Source organism: Leisingera sp. CC-HEC093 (genome assembly GCF_059429195.1).
In genome coordinates this window covers 1000501-1018454 of sequence record NZ_JCAIJR010000001.1, presented here as the reverse complement: position 1 = coordinate 1018454, position 17954 = coordinate 1000501, and the positions used below count along the sequence as shown (strand labels likewise).

Annotated in this window: 14 protein-coding genes; 7 read left to right on the top strand and 7 right to left on the bottom strand. The window is 64.4% G+C overall.

Annotation, left to right across the window (positions count from 1 at the left end; all coding sequences use genetic code 11):
* Nucleotides 1-2: 2 nt before the first annotated feature.
* From AC5STB_RS04865 to AC5STB_RS04850, 4 genes are all read right to left on the bottom strand, one after another.
* On the bottom strand, nt 3-539 hold the full coding sequence (locus tag AC5STB_RS04865) for a TRAP transporter small permease subunit (protein WP_495441849.1): 537 nt from the start codon (nt 537-539) through the stop codon (nt 3-5).
* A 54-nt stretch (nt 540-593) separates the two neighbouring features.
* Entirely contained in the window at nt 594-1655 is a 1062-nt protein-coding gene (dctP, locus tag AC5STB_RS04860; RefSeq protein WP_495441848.1) for a TRAP transporter substrate-binding protein DctP, read from the bottom strand.
* Between the two features lie 64 nt (nt 1656-1719).
* The gene (locus tag AC5STB_RS04855) at nt 1720-2670 is read right to left on the bottom strand and encodes a 4-hydroxyproline epimerase (RefSeq protein WP_495441847.1); all 951 of its coding nucleotides are present in this window, start codon (nt 2668-2670) and stop codon (nt 1720-1722) included.
* Nucleotides 2661-3620 (bottom strand): dihydrodipicolinate synthase family protein, encoded by a 960-nt coding sequence (locus AC5STB_RS04850; RefSeq protein ID WP_495441846.1) that lies wholly within the window; start codon nt 3618-3620, stop codon nt 2661-2663. Before AC5STB_RS04850 ends, AC5STB_RS04855 begins: the two co-directional genes overlap by 10 nt.
* Nucleotides 3621-3915: 295 nt before the next feature.
* Here AC5STB_RS04850 and AC5STB_RS04845 point away from each other — a divergent pair, with 295 nt between their 5' ends.
* Complete coding sequence (locus AC5STB_RS04845; RefSeq protein WP_495441845.1) at nt 3916-5808, top strand: methyl-accepting chemotaxis protein; 1893 nt, start codon at nt 3916-3918, stop codon at nt 5806-5808.
* A 236-nt stretch (nt 5809-6044) separates the two neighbouring features.
* Entirely contained in the window at nt 6045-7946 is a 1902-nt protein-coding gene (locus AC5STB_RS04840; RefSeq protein WP_495441844.1) for a methyl-accepting chemotaxis protein, read from the top strand.
* An 81-nt stretch (nt 7947-8027) separates the two neighbouring features.
* On the opposite strand, the gene AC5STB_RS04835 is transcribed toward AC5STB_RS04840, so the two are convergent.
* From AC5STB_RS04835 to AC5STB_RS04825, 3 genes are all read right to left on the bottom strand, one after another.
* Nucleotides 8028-10241 (bottom strand): NADP-dependent isocitrate dehydrogenase, encoded by a 2214-nt coding sequence (locus AC5STB_RS04835; RefSeq protein WP_495441843.1) that lies wholly within the window; start codon nt 10239-10241, stop codon nt 8028-8030.
* Between the two features lie 30 nt (nt 10242-10271).
* Nucleotides 10272-10424: a hypothetical protein gene (locus AC5STB_RS04830; protein WP_495441842.1), complete on the bottom strand. Its 153-nt coding sequence runs from the start codon at nt 10422-10424 to the stop codon at nt 10272-10274.
* A gap of 141 nt (nt 10425-10565) precedes the next feature.
* Entirely contained in the window at nt 10566-11063 is a 498-nt protein-coding gene (locus AC5STB_RS04825; protein WP_495444558.1) for an SH3 domain-containing protein, read from the bottom strand.
* A gap of 216 nt (nt 11064-11279) precedes the next feature.
* Here AC5STB_RS04825 and AC5STB_RS04820 point away from each other — a divergent pair, with 216 nt between their 5' ends.
* From AC5STB_RS04820 to AC5STB_RS04800, 5 genes are all read left to right on the top strand, one after another.
* The gene (locus tag AC5STB_RS04820) at nt 11280-12266 is read left to right on the top strand and encodes a 2-hydroxyacid dehydrogenase (RefSeq protein WP_495441841.1); all 987 of its coding nucleotides are present in this window, start codon (nt 11280-11282) and stop codon (nt 12264-12266) included.
* A gap of 39 nt (nt 12267-12305) precedes the next feature.
* On the top strand, nt 12306-14084 hold the full coding sequence (gene ggt, locus AC5STB_RS04815; RefSeq protein ID WP_495441840.1) for a gamma-glutamyltransferase: 1779 nt from the start codon (nt 12306-12308) through the stop codon (nt 14082-14084).
* A 157-nt stretch (nt 14085-14241) separates the two neighbouring features.
* Nucleotides 14242-15645, top strand: coding sequence for an FAD-binding oxidoreductase (locus tag AC5STB_RS04810; protein WP_495441839.1), 1404 nt, complete (start codon nt 14242-14244; stop codon nt 15643-15645).
* Between the two features lie 513 nt (nt 15646-16158).
* A complete protein-coding gene (locus tag AC5STB_RS04805) occupies nt 16159-17436 on the top strand; it encodes a hypothetical protein (RefSeq protein WP_495441838.1) in 1278 nt (425 codons plus the stop codon).
* A gap of 134 nt (nt 17437-17570) precedes the next feature.
* On the top strand, nt 17571-17912 hold the full coding sequence (locus AC5STB_RS04800) for a hypothetical protein (RefSeq protein WP_495441837.1): 342 nt from the start codon (nt 17571-17573) through the stop codon (nt 17910-17912).
* The last annotated feature ends 42 nt before the right edge of the window (nt 17913-17954 follow it).

The window sequence follows — 17954 nt, the reverse complement described above, 5'->3', positions numbered from 1 at the left end:
AATCAGGTCTCCGCCGCGCTGTGGTGATCGTCGGGGCCTTGCCCCGGTGTCTTCTCGCCGCGCAGATACAAAAGCGCCTCCAGCAGGAACTGCAGGCAAAAGGCAAAGAGGCCGAGGGCAATCACCGAATAGAACGGCCACATCAGGGGTGCCCAGGGGCTGACGGTTTCCACCTCGCCGGTCTGGAACGCCTTCAGCGCCTTGGAGGCGGCCACCCAGGTCAGCGCGCCGGTGATGGGCGCCATCAGCAGCGCATAGACCGCGGCATTCAGCAGTTGCTGGACCCGCAGCGGGAATTTCTGCGACAGGAAGTCGATCCGCACATGCGCCTCCTTGCGCAGCGAATAGGCCGCGCCCAGGAACACGATGGAGCCGTTCAGCATGTAGGAAATGTCAAAGGCCCAGAGCGTCGGCGCGCCAAAGGCATAGCGGGCAACGACCTCGTAAAGCATGGCTGCGATCATGGCGAGGATGGTCAGTTGGCCAACCGCGCCCAAGAGGGCCGATAGCCCTTCAACGCCGGTTCTGAAGAATTGCATGGAAACCTCCGGGCAGGGAGGCGCGGGCCGGATGCGCCCGGCCCGCGCAAAGGGTTATTCTGCGGCGTCGCGCACCAGGTAGACGGAGTTTTCGGCCCAGCTGGCCTGGTAGGCGAGGTAGCTGTCCAGAACCTCCTGCATCCGGGCGTTGCCGCCGTCTGAGAGTTCAGCAGCACGGGCACGCGCCCAGTTGCGGCCCGCCTCGCGCAGCTTCTCGGATTCGGCGTGCTCCATCTGGACCATCTGCACCTTGGTCTTGCGGTAGTCGGCCATCGCCTTGATGTCGGCGTCGCCAAGCCGGGTGTAGCCTTCATAGGTCGACAGGCGCGCGGAGGCTTCGATCAGCCCCTGCAGGTCTTCGGGCAGCGCGTCCCAGGTCTCAGCCTTGACGAACACCTCCCACAGGAAGGAGGGCTGATGCACGCCGGGCATGATCATGTAGGGCGCGACCTCGTGGAAGCCTTCGGAGAAATTGGCGCCGGGGGTGGACCATTCGATGGCATCAACGCCCTTGCGCTGCAGCAGAGTGTAGATCTCGTTGCCCGGCACCACAGTCGGCACGCCGCCGAAATCATCCTTCATCACCGCGGCAAAGGCGCCGGAGGTTCGGTATTTCACGCCCTTCAGGTCCTCGACGGTTTTGATCTCGACGTTGGAATGGGCCATCACTTCTGAGGTGCCGATGCCGACGACCAGGCTGTGCAGCCCCATTTCCTCGCGGCGGAAGTCCTGCAGCAGCTTCTCGCCGCCGCCCTCGTAGATCCAGTGCAGGGTGGCCTCAGGCGACATGCCGCCGGGGAAGCTGGCAAAGATCGCATTGGTCGGGTCCTGGTTGACCAGATAGGAGGGGGTGGAATGGCCGGCCTCGACGATGCCCTCCTGCACCGCTTCATGCGCTTTGAAGGCAGGCACCAGAACGCCTGCGCCGAACGGCTGGATCTCCACCCGGCCTTGGGTCAGGGTTTCAACGTTGCCGGCAAAACGCTCCATGAAGTTCTGGTAAAGGAAGGAGCCCTCTCCGACGGCGGCGGTCATCTTCCATTCGACCTCTGCCGCGGAGGCGGCGGTTGCCAGGGCCAGGCTGAACCCGGCGGCGATTGCTGATGTGAATTTCATGTTGGTGACCTCTCTTCTGCTGGTTTGCGGCCCGGTTTTTGCCCCGGGTCCTGGTTGAAAACGTTCAGGCGGCGGCTTCTCCGCCGTCGGAAATGCCATCTCGGAAGGGATCATTAGGGCTGAAGAACAGCTTGCCTTCCCCCATCACAAAGGCCTGCCCGCTGAGGGTGGGGATCACGCCGCCGTTCAGCCCCGGCTGATAAGACAACCGGTAGGGAGAGCCGATGATGCTTTCCTGGATGATCTCCTCGCCCGGCTGCAGCCGCCCCGCCGCCGCCAGGCAGGCCAGCCGGGCAGAGCTGCCGGTGCCGCAGGGGGAGCGGTCATAGGTGTCGTCTGGGCACAGCACGAAGTTGCGGCTGTGAGTGCCCGCGCGGGGTGAGGCGTCTTGAAAGATGACGTGATCGATCAGTTCCCCCATCTCACCACCCACGCCTTGGGCATTGGCGGCGGTGCGTATGGAAATCGCATGATCGGTTAGCGCGCGGATGTTCTCCCGTCGCAAAGGCAGCGGGCTGGGTTCGACGATGAAGAACCAGTTGCCGCCATAGGCGACATCGCCAGTCACCGTGCTGCCGTCGGGCAGCGTGACCTTGGCCCCTGCAGTCACACGGCGGCTTTCGATGTTGGTGACGGTGACAGTATTGGCGTCCTCCAGCAGCACCGTCACCACGCCCACGGGGGATTCAATGCGGTGGCTGCCGGCGGTGATCCTGCCCAGATGGGCCAGTGTCACCGCCAGCCCGATGGTGCCATGGCCGCACATGCCCAGCACCGCATCGGCGTCAAAATAGATGACGCCGGTAGCGCAGCTGGGGTCCGCCGGTTCCACCAGCAGCGCGCCGACCATGGCGGGCTGGCCGCGCGGTTCGCGCATGACCGCATGGCAGAACCCCATGTGGTCCTCTGCCAGCCGCCGCGCGCGTTCCGCTAAGGGGCCCGTCCCCAGATCGGGTCCGCCGTTTAGGATCACCCGCGTCGGCTCGCCGCCGGTATGGCTGTCGACTACATGCATTCGGCAATGATCCCGCCCTGCGCCGACCAGTCCGCAAACCAGTTGCGGAACAGCTTGTACTGCTGTTCGCAATAGTTGCGCTGGGCGTCCGACAATTCGTCACTTTCGTTGAAATGCAGGCGGTAGTCGTCCTCGCCGTTCAGCACCAAGAGGTGCTTGTAGTAGAGGATCAGGTCCGGGCCTTCGTCGAAGGTGGACAGCACATGGATCGCGTCGGTCAGCTCCTGCGCGCGGACACGTGCCTCAGCGCTGCCCTCAGCCGCCTGCTTGGACAGGCGCGCCAGCAGCAGCGCCTCCCGAGGCAGCGCGCAGCCGATCCCGGTGATTGAGCCGGTGGCGCCGCAGTTAACGAAACCGTGGTAGACCTCGGTGTCAACGCCGACCATCAGCGTCACCTGATCATCCTGGCTGGTGATATGCTCCGCCGCATAGCGCAGGTCGTCCTTGCCGCCGAACTCCTTGAAGCCGATCAGGTTCTTGTGCTCTGCGCGCAGGGCAAAGAACAGATCGGCGCGGGTGGCAAAGCCGTAATAGGGGCTGTTGTAGATGATCGCCGGCACGTTGGGCGCGGCATCCAGGATCGCCTTGAAGTGGTTCTTCTGCGCCGCCACGGAGGTGCCACGGGACAGCACGCGCGGGATCACCATCAAACCGGCAGCGCCGACCTCTTGCGCGTGGCGGGCGTGATCGACTGCGGATTTGGTGTTTATTGCACCGGTGCCGACCACAACCGGCAGGCCTGCGGCTGCGAGGCGGGCAACGCCTTCCATCCGCTGTTCATCGGTCAGCAGCGGCCAGTCGCCCATCGAACCGCAGTAGACCACCGCCGACATGCCCGCGGCGATCATCTCCTCGCCCTTCCTGACCAGTGCGTCGAAGTTCGGTGTGCGGTCTGGGTTGCAGGGGGTCATCAGGGCCGGCATGGTGCCGGTGAAGACGTTTGTAGACATTATCCAATTTCTCCAGATATGGGCAGCCCGCCGCTGCAAAGCATGGCCAGCGATTTGCGCATGAGATCTTTCTGCCGGCCTGCCGGTGTGCAGAATCAAATAAAGGATAATGGATACAAAATCCACATGAATATTGAGACTCCCCATTGTGGCCGTTCCGCAAACCTTGAGCGAAAAGTCCGGAAGAGGCCATCAACCCCCCCCGTGGGCCGGCGGTCTTGCAGTGCTAGGAGAATCTTAGGATCGGGCGCTTATGAAAGGAAAAATGGCCCGTAAAAAAAGGACCCAAATTGAAATGCCTGCTTTCTTCTATCGTTTGCCGGTGCGAATCTACGCCTTGGCCGCTTTGGCGATTGTCTTGTTCGCAATGCTGACCGTTTTTCTGTTGATCCGGTCAAACAACCAAGAATACGCCAGCCGCGAACGTGAATTGCATCAGCTCACGGATCTGGCATTCAGCCAGCTGGACGTGCTGCAGAAACAGGCTGAAGCGGGCCAGCTCGACGCGGCCGCCGCCCGCGAGATGGGGCGTGCAACGCTTGAGGCCTTCAGATTCGGCACCGCAGGCGATTTTCACGCCTTTGACTTCGATCTGGTGATCACTGCAAATTCCTTTTTGCCGGAATGGGTGGGCACGCGCCAGCCGGGCCTGACCGATGAAAACGGGGTGAAGATCTACCAGGAGATGCTCAAGATCGCCGAGGCGGACGGGCAGGGTTCGCTGATCTACCATTTCGCCAACGCAAGCACCGGCGTGATTGAGGCGAAGATGGGCTATATCCGGGTCTATGAACCCTGGGGCTGGATCGTCGGCACCGGCGCCTACGTCTCCGATATCGAAGCCAAGGTGCAGCAGAACATTCTCACGACCGTGACCGCGCTGCTTGTAACGCTGGCGGTGCTGCTGGTGGGGGCCACCCTCATCACCCGCAGCGTCACCGGCCCGGTGAGCGCCCTGCGCGGCCGCATGCAGTCAATGGCCGATGGGGATACCGCGAGCGAAATCCCGGCCACCGCCAACCGGAGCGAGATCGGCGACATGGCTCGGACCCTCGACGTGTTCCGTCAGGCGCTGATCCGCCAGCAGGAGCTGGAAGCGGCGGAGCACGCCTTGAACGAAAAGCGCAGCCGGGTTGTGGCGTCGCTCAGCAGCAAGCTGTCGGCACTGTCGCAGGGCGACCTGACCGCGCAGATTACGGAAACCTTCCCCGAGGATTACGAGCAGCTGCGCCAGGACTTCAACACCACCGCGCAGAACCTCAGCGGCACGGTGGAGCAGGTGATTGCCGCCGCAGCCAGTATCCGCAACGGCGCCACCGAGATCAGCCAGGCCTCTGACGACCTGTCGCACCGCACCGAAAGCCAAGCGGCGACGCTGGAACAGACCGCCGCGGCGCTGGATGAGCTGACCGCAAGCGTCAAATCCGCCGCCGATGGCGCCCGCAGCGTTGAGGCAACGATGGAGGATGCCAAAGCCGAGGCCCGCACCAGCGGTGAGGTGGTGCAGAGCGCGGTCTCGGCGATGACCGAGATCGAGGAATCTTCGAACAAGATCAGCCAGATCATCAGCGTCATCGACGATATTGCCTTCCAAACCAACCTCTTGGCGCTGAATGCCGGCGTCGAGGCGGCCCGCGCAGGCGAAGCTGGCCGCGGGTTCGCGGTTGTCGCCAGCGAAGTGCGGGCGCTGGCGCAGCGCTCCTCCGACGCGGCGATGGAAATCAAGACGCTGATCTCCGACAGCTCCGGCCAGGTCGCGCGCGGCGTCGATCTGGTCGGAAAGGCCGGCGGGGCGCTGCAAAGCATCGTCAGCCAGGTCACCCATATCTCGCAGCTGGTCTCTGGCATTGCCGAGGGCGCGGCGGAGCAGTCCACCGGCCTGGGCGAGATCAACACCGGCGTCACACAGCTGGATCAGGTGACCCAGCAGAACGCGGCGATGGTGGAGGAGGCCACCGCGGCCGGCCACATGCTGAAGACCGACGCGGGCAAGCTGGCCGAGCTGGTGGCGCATTTCAAGATCGCGGGCGGCAGCCGGATCGCGGCCCCGGCCGCGGCCGCCAGTGCCCCTGCGCCGGTGCCGACCGCCCATGGCAGCGGTGACTGGGATGTGCAGCCCGCCCCGCAGCCAGCCGCCGTGGCGCCGTCGGATGGCAATGCAGCACGGGATCTGTGGCAGGATTTCTGATCCGCCGGCTCGATTGCAGCAGCAAAAAACGCCCGGGGATTTCTCCCCGGGCGTTTTTTGTTTGCAGGGACAGGGAACACTGCCTGCAGCCCCGTCTGCGGCATTCCATTCAAAATGCGGCAATAATTTTCCAGTTCGCGGCAAGGAGGCGCCATCAGCACGGTGCACAGTAGGGTTTTGTTAGAAACTGCAGCCTAAACAGACAGGTAATAGACCTGAAATGAAGGCCTGAACTTATGCCCCGAATACCCGCTTTCCTCTACCGTCTGCCCGTCCGGATCTACGCATTGGGCGCGCTCGCGCTCTCCCTGATGGCGCTGCTGACTTTCCTGCTGCTCTCGCAGTCCGTCAAAAACGCCTATGAAATGCGTTACACGGAGCTGCACAACGTTACCGATACGGCTGTCAGCCTGCTGCGCGACCTGGAGGAAGGTATCCAGTCCGGGCGTTTCACGGTGGAAGAAGCGCGCGATATCGGCCGGGAACGGCTGACCGCGCTGCGATTCGGCGATTCAGGTTATGTCTTCGTCTTCGATCACGATCTGGTGGTGCAGGCGCATCCCATTGTGCCGGATTGGGTCGGCACCAACCAGGGCGCCTATGAGGACGTGACTGGTACGAGGGTGTTTGAGGAGCTGGAGAAGATCGCCGCCTCCAAAGGCGCGGGGGAGCTGACCTATTACTTCAAGAAGCCCGATTCGGAAGTGATGGAAGCCAAGATTGGCTATGTTCAGGCTTATGAACCCTGGGGCTGGATCGTCGGCACCGGCGCCTATGTCGCCGATATCGAGGCCGATGTTGCCAAGATGCGAAACGAGGCGCTCATCGTGCTCGGCATCAGCCTGGTGGCGCTGATGGTTGCCGCCTATTTCATCACCCGCAGCGTCACCGGGCCGCTCAATGGTCTCAAGAGCCGTATGCAGACGATGGCGGACGGCGATACCAGCAGCCAAATCCCCTCGGCCAATGCGCGCAGCGAACTGGGGGAAATCGCGCAGAGCGTCGACGTGTTCCGTCAGGCGCTGATCCGCCAGCAGGAGCTGGAAGCGGCGGAGCACGCCTTGAACGAGAAGCGCAGCCGGGTTGTGGCGTCGCTCAGCAGCAAGCTGTCGGCGCTGTCGCAGGGCGACCTGACCGCGCAGATCACGGAAACCTTCCCCGAGGATTACGAGCAGCTGCGCCAGGACTTCAACACCACCGCGCAGAACCTCAGCGGCACGGTGGAGCAGGTGATTGCCGCCGCAGCCAGTATCCGCAACGGCGCCACCGAGATCAGCCAGGCCTCTGACGACCTGTCGCACCGCACGGAAAGCCAGGCGGCGACGCTGGAACAGACCGCCGCGGCGCTGGATGAGCTGACCGCAAGCGTCAAATCCGCGGCCGATGGCGCCCGCAGCGTTGAGGCAACGATGGAGGATGCCAAGGCCGAGGCCCGCACCAGCGGCGAGGTGGTGCAGAGCGCAGTCTCGGCGATGACCGAGATCGAGGAATCTTCGAACAAGATCAGCCAGATCATCAGCGTCATCGACGACATTGCCTTCCAAACCAACCTCTTGGCGCTGAATGCCGGCGTCGAGGCGGCCCGCGCAGGCGAAGCTGGCCGCGGGTTCGCGGTTGTCGCCAGCGAAGTGCGGGCGCTGGCGCAGCGCTCCTCCGACGCGGCGATGGAAATCAAGACGCTGATCTCCGACAGCTCCGGCCAGGTCGCGCGCGGCGTCGATCTGGTGGGCAAGGCCGGCGGGGCGCTGCAAAGCATCGTCAGCCAGGTCACCCATATCTCGCAGCTGGTCTCCGGCATAGCCGAGGGCGCGGCGGAGCAGTCCACCGGCCTGGGTGAGATCAACACCGGCGTCACGCAGCTGGATCAGGTGACCCAGCAGAACGCGGCGATGGTGGAGGAGGCCACCGCGGCCGGCCACATGCTGAAGACCGACGCGGGCAAGCTGGCCGAGCTGGTGGCGCATTTCAAGATCGCGGGCGGCAGCCGGACCGCGGCCCCGGCCCCGGCCGCCAGTGCCCCTGCGCCGGTGCCGACCGCCCATGGCAGCGGTGACTGGGATGTGCAGCCCGCCCCGCAGCCGGCCGCCGTGGCGCCGTCGGATGGCAATGCAGCACGGGACCTGTGGCAGGATTTCTGATCCGCCGGCTCAATTGCAGCAGCAAAAAACGCCCGGGGAGAATTCCCCGGGCGTTTTTTGTTTCAGTTTGTTAAGCGCGTATCAGCCGATGATGGCGTTCAGCGTTGCGCTTGGGCGCATCACCTTGGCCTTCAGCTCGACGCTCGGGCGGTAGTAGCCGCCGATGTCGGCAGGCGCACCCTGCGCGGCGGCCAGCTCAGACAGGATCTGCTCTTCCTTGGCGCCCAGTTCTTCGGCGATGGGGGCGAAATGCGCCGCCAGGCCTGCGTCCTCGGTTTGCGCCGCCAGCGCCTCGGCCCAGTAGCGGGCAAACCAGTAGTGGCTGTCGCGGTTGTCCGGCTGGCCGACCTTGCGCGAGGGCGAGCGGTTGTGGTCCAGGATGCCCTGGGTCGCGTCCTCAGCCGCGCGGCCCAGCACGCCGGCCTTGGCGTTGCCCTTCACATCCGCCAGGAAGTTCAGCGACTCGCCGAGGGCGCAGAATTCACCCATCGAATCCCAGCGCAGGTGGTTTTCCTCAACCAGCTGCTGCACGTGCTTGGGGGCAGAGCCGCCGGCACCGGTTTCAAACAAGCCGCCGCCCTGCATCAGCTTGACGATCGACAGCATCTTGGCCGAGGTGCCCAGCTCCAGGATCGGGAAAAGGTCGGTCAAGTAGTCGCGCAGCACGTTGCCGGTGATGGCGATGCTGTCTTTGCCCGCGGTGATGGTCTCCAGCGACTGGCGGGTTGCTTCGCGCGGCGCCATGATCTGGAACTTGTCCGCAACGCCGGCCGCTTCCAGCGCGGGCTGAACGTATTTGATCAGCTCAGCGTCATGGGCGCGGTTGGCGTCCAGCCAGAAGATCGCCTCGGAGCCGGTCAGCCGCTGGCGGTCCATTGCCAGCAGGATCCAGTTCTCGATCGGCGCCTTCTTGACGGTGCAGGCGCGCCAGATGTCGCCGGCTTCCACATCATGCGAATGCAGCGTGCCGTCGCTGGCCAGCACGATGCGGATGGTGCCGTCTGCCGGGGCTTCGAAAGTGGTCGGGTGGGAGCCGTACTCCTCCGCCTTCTGGGCCATCAGGCCGACGTTGGCGACTGCGCCCGCGGTGGTCACGTCCAGCGCGCCATTGGCTTTAAAGAAGTTGATGGTCTCGTCATAAACGGAGGCATAGCAGCGATCGGGGATCACGCAGTTGGTATCACCCTTGTTGCCGTTCTGGTCCCAGCCTTTGCCGCCGGCGCGGATCACCGCAGGCATGGACGCGTCGATGATCACATCGGACGGAACATGCAGGTTTGTGATGCCCTTGTCGCTGTCGACCATGTACATGTCGGGGCGGTCAGCGCGCACCGCTTCGATGGCGGCGGTGATTTCGGCGTTGCCTTTGACGCGTTCCAAAAGGTCGCCCATGCCGGAATTCGGGTCCACACCCAGCGCGTCCAGCTCGGCACCGTATTTCTCGAACACCGGCGCCAGCCATGCCTTCACCGCATGGCCAAAGATGATCGGGTCAGAGACCTTCATCATGGTGGCCTTCATGTGCAGCGAGAACATGGTGCCGTCAGATTCGGTGTCGGCAATGGCTTCGCCGAGGAAGGACGACAGCGCCTTCACGGACATGAAGGTGGCGTCCGCCACGGTGCCTTCTTCCAGCGGCCAGCTGTCTTTAAGCACGGTGGCAGCGCCGTCCTTGGCCACAAACTCGATCCGCGCGGCACCGGCCTGTGCGGCGGTGATGGTGGCGGATTTCTCGTTTGCATAGAAGTCGTTGCCCGGCATCGACGACACTTTGGTCTTGCTGTCTGCCGACCATTCCCCCATCGAGTGCGGGTTCTTCTGGGCAAAGTTCTTCACCGCCTTGGCGGCGCGGCGGTCGGAGTTGCCTTCGCGCAGAACCGGGTTCACCGCGGAGCCCTTGATGGCATCATAGCGGGCGCGCACATCTTTCTCGGCGTCACTCTTCGGCTCTTCCGGGTAATCCGGGAGATCATAGCCCTGGGCCTGCAGCTCTTTGATAGCGGAGGTCAGCTGCGGCACCGACGCGGAGATGTTCGGCAGCTTGATCACATTGGCGTCCGGGGTCTTCACCAGCTGGCCCAGCTCAGCCAGGTTATCGCTCTGGCGCTGTGCCTCGGTCAGGTTTTCCGGGAAGGCGGCGATGATGCGTCCGGCCAGCGAAATGTCCTTGGTGCCGACGGACACACCGGCGGCGGCGGCGAACTTGCGGATGATCGGCAGGAAGGATGCCGAGGCCAGTTCGGGCGCTTCGTCTACAATGGTATACAATATGTCCGGGGTTTGATTTTCTGCCATGTTCCACAACCTTTCAGCGATCTCGGAGGCTTATAGGGCATCAGCGCGGCCAGGCCGCGCCGGTTTCGGGTAGTCCGGTGCTGCCGCGGCGGTGCCCGGATAGCGGGCGGGTCCGGCCTGGGCAGCCGTCAGTATGGCCCCCATGTAGAACACGATTGCTGCGGGTGCAATGGTTTGGCGCATCTGCGTGACCGCGCGGATTGCCGCGGCAGGGGGGAGGGGCGCTGCCCCGCAGGTTCGAAAAGAAAAGGGGCGCTGCCCCTCATTGGGCCGCTGGCCCAATTCACCCCGGAGTATTTTGGGAAAGATGAAAGCGGGAGAAGGTTACTCGCGCAGCTCGTCGGGCGCGACGCCCCAAAGCTTTTTCTTCGGTGCCCAGCCGCTGTAGCCTCCGGCCGAGATTTCGCACCAGCTGGTTTCGCAGTCGCCGAGCCGCGCCACCACGCCCAGCTCAAAGGCGGCGGTGACTGGCGCGCGGGTGTCGGGGCGGGCGTGCACAGTCAGCATGTCTTCTTCCACCAGAACCGTGCGCACGCCGGACAAGAGCGCGTAATGCACCCAGCCGCCGGCGCCGTCGCGGTCCTGCACCCGGCGCCAGTGGCCGTATTCGGCGGTGATCTCCAGCGGCATGCCGCGGCGCTTGAAAACCCAGTCGATTTTGTGGCTGAGCGATGGGCCGCGGCGCACGTTGCCGGTGGCGGCCTTCATCGAGACATAGCGCGGCAGGGGCAGGTTGGTGACGGGGCCGCGGGACTCGGCCGCACAGACTGTGCCGGTCAGCACCGCAATCGCTGCCGCCGCTGCCAGATGGCGCATCGCCATTGCCGCTTTTCTCACTGCCTGCTCGCCTCTTCTTGTCCAGCCGGTTTGCGCCCAGCCTTTTGTTCCGGTCTGTCGCCCGTCTTGTTATGCCCCGCTGCACCGGGAAAATCTCCGGCCTGCGGGCAAGGGAATGCGGTTGGGTTCTTGTGCCTGTGCGCATCCTGCGCCACGATGCCATGGACGCGTAGGACATGAAAAGCCCAAGGGAGAGCACAAGTGCCAAGAGACCGATTGAGTGTTGTCGTTACGCGACGGTTGCCGGAACCTGTGGAAACCCGGCTGAGCGAGCTGTTCGATGTGCGCCTGCGCGAGGATGACACGCCGATGACCCGGAGCGAGCTGGCCGCGGCGCTGAAGGATGCCGACGTGCTGGTGCCGACGGTGACCGATACCATCGACGCAGGGCTGCTGGGCCAGGCCGGCGGCCGGCTGAAGCTGATCGCCAACTACGGTGCAGGCGTCGACCACATCGACGTGGCGACTGCCCGCCAGCGCGGCATCCTGGTTTCCAATACCCCCGGCGTGCTGACCGATGACACCGCTGACATGGCCATGGCGCTGATTATGGCAGTGGTGCGCCGGATGCCTGAAGGGCTGGCGGTGATGCAGAAAGGCGACTGGCAGGGCTGGGCACCCACTGCCTTCCTGGGCGGGCGGATTGCCGGGCGGCGGCTCGGCATTCTCGGCATGGGCCGGATCGGCCAGGCCGTGGCCAAGCGCGCCGCGGCCTTTGGCATGCAAATCCACTACCACAACCGCCGCCGCCTGCGCCCGGAGGTGGAGGAGAATCTGGAGGCCACCTACTGGGAGAGCCTCGATCAGATGGTGGCGCGGATGGATGTGATTTCGGTGAACTGCCCCTCAACGCCCTCCACCTTTCACCTGATGAACGCGCGGCGGCTGAAACTGATGAAACCCTCAGCGGTGATCGTCAACACGTCGCGCGGCGAGGTGATCGACGAGCATGCGCTGACCCGGATGCTGCGGTCGGATGAAATCGCGGGCGCCGGCCTCGATGTTTATGAGCACGGCACCGACATCAACCCGCGTCTGCGCGAGCTGCCCAATGTGGTTCTGCTGCCGCATATGGGGTCCGCCACGATCGAGGGCCGGATCGAGATGGGCGAAAAGGTGCTATTGAACATAAAAACGTTTGAAGACGGCCACCGCCCGCCGGATCAGGTGGTGCCGTCGATGCTGTAAGCGCGGCAGCCCGGCTGGAATTCTGAGGGAGGGATTTTCATGAAGTATCTGTTTCTGGCTGCTGCTGTCGCCGCGGCACCTGCCGCCGCACAGGAGGCCGCAGATGCGGTTGCCCCCGAGGCTGCAACCGCTGGCACCTTTGAGGCGATTTCCCCCGAAGTGGCCGCCGCGCTGGAGGCCAAGGCCAACGGCGAAGCGGTCGAATCTGATAACTGGATGGTGGCCGCGGCCAACCCCCATGCGGTCGAAGCGGGCGCGGCGGTGCTGCGCGCGGGCGGCACGGCGGCGGATGCAATGGTCGCAGTGCAGACCGTGCTGGGACTGGTGGAGCCGCAATCCTCCGGCCTTGGCGGCGGCGCCTTTCTGGTCTGGTATGACGCCGCGACGGGTGAGCTGACAACGCTGGACGGGCGCGAGACCGCGCCGCTGGCGGCCACACCGACCCTTTTTCAGGATGAAAACGGCGAGCCGCTGAAGTTCTTTGATGCGGTGGTTGGCGGGCGCTCTGTCGGCACCCCCGGCACGCCTGCGCTGCTGGAGGCGGCCCACCGCCGCTGGGGCCGCGCCAACTGGGTGTCGCTGTTTGAACCCGCGATCCGGCTGGCGGAGGAAGGCTTTGCTGTCTCGCCGCGGCTGGCCGCGCTGGTGGCGGGGGATGCTGAGCGGCTGGCCCGCGCCCCGGCAACAGCCGCCTATTTCCTGCCGGAGGGTGAGCCCATAGCCGAGGGTGCAACGCTTCTGAATCCCGACTATGCCGCCACCCTGCGGGCGCTGGCAGAGGATGGGGCGGGGGCGTTTTATTCCGGCACTATCGCGGCAGAGCTCGTGCGTGCCGTGACCACAGCCGAGGGCAATCCCGGGGTGCTGTCCGCCACCGATCTGGCGCTGTATCAGGTTAAGGAACGCCCGGCGGTCTGCGTGTCCTACCGCAATTTCGAGGCTTGCGGCATGGGGCCGCCATCCTCTGGCGCGCTGACCTTGGGGCAGATCCTGGGGATGCTGGGCAACTACGATCTGGCGGAACTGGGGGCTGACAGCGCGGAGGCCTGGCGGCTCATTGGCGATGCCTCGCGCCTCGCCTTTGCCGACCGGGGCCGCTACATGGCCGACAGCGATTATGTGCCGGTGCCGAGCAGCGGGCTGGTGGCGGCGGACTATCTTGCCAGCCGCGCCGAACTGCTGCAGAGCGGCGATGCGCTGCCCGAGGCGGCGCCGGGTTCGCCGGAGTTCGACCACGCCCTGATGCTGGCGGATGATGAATCGATTGAGCTGCCCTCGACCTCGCATATCTCCATCGCCGACCAGTATGGCAATGTCTTGTCGATGACCACGACGATCGAGAACGCCTTTGGCTCCCGGCTGATGGCGGGCGGGTTCCTGTTGAATAACGAACTCACGGATTTCTCCTTCCGCACCCACGCGGACGGCGTGCCCATTGCCAACCGGCTGGAGCCGGGCAAGCGGCCGCGGTCTTCAATGGCGCCGACGGTTGTGCTGAAAGACGGCAAACCGGTGCTGGCCATCGGCTCCCCCGGCGGCAGCCGCATCATCGGCTATGTGGCGAAGTCGATCATCGCCTGGGCCGACTGGGGCATGGACATCCAGGCGGCACTGGCACTGCCGCATCTGGTGAACCGCTTTGGCACCTATGACGTGGAGGCCGGCACCAGTGCAGAAGGTCTGGCGGAGGCACTGATGGAACTGGGGTATGAGGTTAACGCCCGCGATCTGACCTCCGGCCTGCATGCGATTGAGATCGGTGACGGGCTGAAAGGCGCGGCGGATCCGCGCCGCGAAGGCATTGCGCTGGGCGGTTGAAGCCTTTTCGCCCATCCGTCCCCTCGGACGGGCGTTGCCCTTGGCGTATGGAGATACCCCTACGGGGTTCTGGGTATTGCTTCCCCGTGAGACAGAGGCGTAGGTTAACAGGTGAATTGTTCCGGGGCGCCCCGCCCCGCTGCCAGGGGAGGCTGTCATGGTCCAAGCCGCATCATTGCCGCGCAACGAGGCCGGGATCGCCGCCGCCATTGATGCGCTGAGCCAGCAGTTCGGCGACCGGCTGCAGACCGGCCAGGCGATCTGCGAACAGCATGGCCACACCACCACCTGGATAACCAACCAGGCGCCCGACGCCGTGGTTTTCCCCTCTTCAACCCGGGAAGTCTCGGAAATCGTCGCGGTTTGCGCCGAATACGGCGTGCCGGTCATTCCCTTTGGGACCGGCACCTCGCTGGAGGGGCATGTGAACGCGCCCGCGGGCGGTATTTGCGTGGACATGATGCGGATGGACCAGATCCTGGCGGTGCACGCCGAAGATCTCGACGTAGTGGTGCAGCCGGGCGTCACCCGCGAGCAGCTGAACACCTATTTGCGCGATCAGGGCCTGTTCTTCCCCATAGACCCTGGTGCCAATGCCTCGCTCGGCGGCATGGCGGCGACGCGGGCCTCCGGCACCAACGCGGTGCGCTATGGCACGATGAAGGACAACGTGCTGGCGTTGGAGACGGTGATGGCCGACGGCAGCGTGATCCGCACCGCGCAGCGGGCCAAGAAATCCTCTGCCGGCTACGACCTTACCCGCCTTTTGGTGGGCAGCGAGGGCACTTTGGGCCTGATCACCGAACTCACCCTTAAACTGCAGGGCATCCCGGAGGCGATCCGCTCCGCCCGCTGTTCTTTCCGCAGTGTGGATGAGGCCTGCCGCGCGGTGATGATGACCATCCAGTACGGCATTCCCGTTGCCCGCATTGAACTGCTGGACGAGATGAGCGTGCGCGCTGCCAACGCCTATTCAGGCCTCGACCTGCCGGAAACACCGCTGCTCCTTTTGGAATTCCATGGTTCCGAGGCAGGCGTGGTGGAGCAATCCGATATGTTCGCCTCCATCGCCGAAGAATTCGGCGGCATTGACATCACCGCCACCTCGACCCCGGAGGAGCGCAGCAAGCTGTGGCAGGCGCGCCACGACATGTACTGGGCCAGCCTGCAGCTGCGCCCCGGCGCCAAAGGGCTGTCCACCGACGTCTGCGTGCCGATCTCGCGGCTGGCGGAATGCGTCAGTGCAGCACGCAAAAAAGCCGAGGGCATGGGTCTTCTGGCGCCAATGGTCGGCCATGTGGGCGACGGCAACTTCCACGCGCTGCTGCTGATCGACATGGACAGCGATGCAGAGCGGCAGAAGGCGGATGAGTACATCGGCTGGCTCAATGAAATGGCGATCGAAATGGACGGCACCTGCACCGGCGAGCACGGCATCGGCCAAGGCAAACGCCCCTATCTGCAGCAGGAGCTTGGCGAGGCGACCCGCTACATGGCAGCCATCAAGGCAGCGCTGGACCCGGAGAACATCCTGAACCCCGGGAAGATCGTGGAGATGTGAGCTGCAGGCGGTCCCGTGCAGGGATGGCGTGGGAAATTGAGCATTTATTCCAAAGAAGAAGCACAGTCCGTCTCTTCATCTTTCTAAAAATACTCACTGCGCGGCAGCTGCGGCAACGCGAAAGGCCTAAGGTGTTGCGCAGCCTGCGTACGCCCCTGTCACCGCATCTTAAACCGCTTATGCCAAACTCTCCGGTGATCGCGGTCACCCGCCGGGCCTGACACCCCCGGCACCAAGGAACAGGGCCCATTGGCACGGGCACGCACAGACGACGTTTCGCGTGCGGGAGGAACCCTCCCGTCCCGCCTCCGCCCCTTGGCGGCGCCGCCACTCCTTAACGCCGATCCGCAGCACCCAGGAAACAGGCAGACAATATCACCGGAACGGACGGCAGTCTGGCCAGGTTCAACCTGACCGGGTTCGGGCTGCGTTTTTTCGCGTCAGTGCCGCAATGCCGCCGGAATTGGCCATTACCCGGATATCAACAATTATTAACCTTTCGATGAGGACCTTATGAGCGTCAAGCAATTGGCAGGGTTTGCAGCTGTTTGCGGGCTGGTTTTCCTGGGCGTTGACTATGAACAGCAAACCCGCCGGGCAGGGTTGGGATTCGGAGAACTGGGCGTGTCAGGCTACGCCGCCACATTCGAAGACCGCTATCTGGGCTTTCAGGCAGACCGCCGTGCGGCGGAACTGGAAGAGGACCGCCGCCGCCGCTGGCAGCAGGGCGGCAAACCCTATCTGCCGGAGGCACCCGCCGGCATGGAGCGCTTTAGCCTGCCGGAGCGGCCGGATATGTTCACGGCGGACATGGCAGCGCCCGAAGACGGGGCAGATCCGCTGGCAGAGCTGAACCAGGCGCTGGACGGCGCCCGCCAGCAGAACTGGGCCAACGATCTTCATCCTTACAGCTGGGGCTACAGCAAGGACGGCGAAGTGGTCGTTGTCAGCGTCCGGCTGCGCGGCAAGCTGAACCCGAACACCTTGCAGGGGATGGTCGCCTCCTCGATGAGCAGCATGATCCTGCCCGAAGATCCCTATGCGGTGATCGGCGGCGTTGCCTTTGGCCGCGACGGGGGCTTTCGCAGGGGCAGCCGCAAGCTGCGTGACTTCAAGGGGATCGTCGGTCTGGGCGAACGGGCCACGATTCAGGTCTGGGCCGATGCCTCGGATCAGACTGTCCGGTCGGTATTGTCAGCGATTGATTATGACGGGCTGAACAGCCTGCTGCTGCAGCCGGTGCCCACGGTCGGCAATGACGTGACGGTGCCGCCTGCCGCCGAACCCGAACTGGCCGAAGCAATCACCCGGCTGCGCGGTGAGATGCGCAGAATTGAATCCCGGGCGGCGCAGCTCAAGATGGAGAACATCGACCCCGGCAAACTGGTGGCCGGGGCGCTGACAGGCACCATGGGGTCCCTGGATGTGACCAGCGGCGGCGTGCCGGATGTTGCAGGAACGCTCGAAACCGTCTTCCGCGCCCGCCTGACACAGCTCATGGCTGAGGCCGGGGCGGCCAAGGGCGGTGCTGTCTTCCAGCAGGCAGAGCAAGCGTCCGCGCAGGATGCTGCAGAAGATGCAGAGCGCACAGGCGGCCTGGGCAAACTGGCAGGCCTGACCAGCACTCTGCTCGGCGTCTTCAAGGGCAGCGGCAATCAGGCAGGCAGCCCGGATCCGGCGGCGCAGGATACCGGCGGCACGCAGCAGGTTAAGGTCAGCAAAGGGCTGGCGGGCGACACCAGCCAGGGCAGCGGCTGCATCCGGCGCGGCACCACTCTGACCTGCGATTGATCCTTGCAGAGAGGCCAGGAAGGCAGCCTTGCACCCGCCTGCGCCTCTCTTCGTTTTTATGCCGGAAAAACGCCGCAATCCTATGCCTGACTGAACCCAAGCCGAAACCAGCGGACCGCAAGCGGAGATCGGAAATGGTACTGAAGAAAGCGATGGGCATTCTGGTGTTCAGCATCCAGGGGGTGGTCGGATATGACTACTACATGCAGACACGCGATGCAGGGCTGAACTGGGGCGACCTCAGCGCCACCGATTATGGCACCATCGTTCAAAACCGCATCGCCCGCGCCCAGGCAGCCAGGGAACGCACCAGCCGCGGCGGGCTGGAAGGCGGGCAACCCGTTCTGAGCGCGGCGGCCGGCGGTGGCGTGACCGGGCCCGCCAGCGGCGAGCAAGTGGCCCAGGCCAAGACCGGCCAGGCTGCCGCGGAGCCGCAGCCCGTCTGCGTCCGCCGCGGCAATGTCGTGGAGTGTTAGACAGGGCAGGAACAGCATCCAATCAGAGCGACAGGGGGCCTC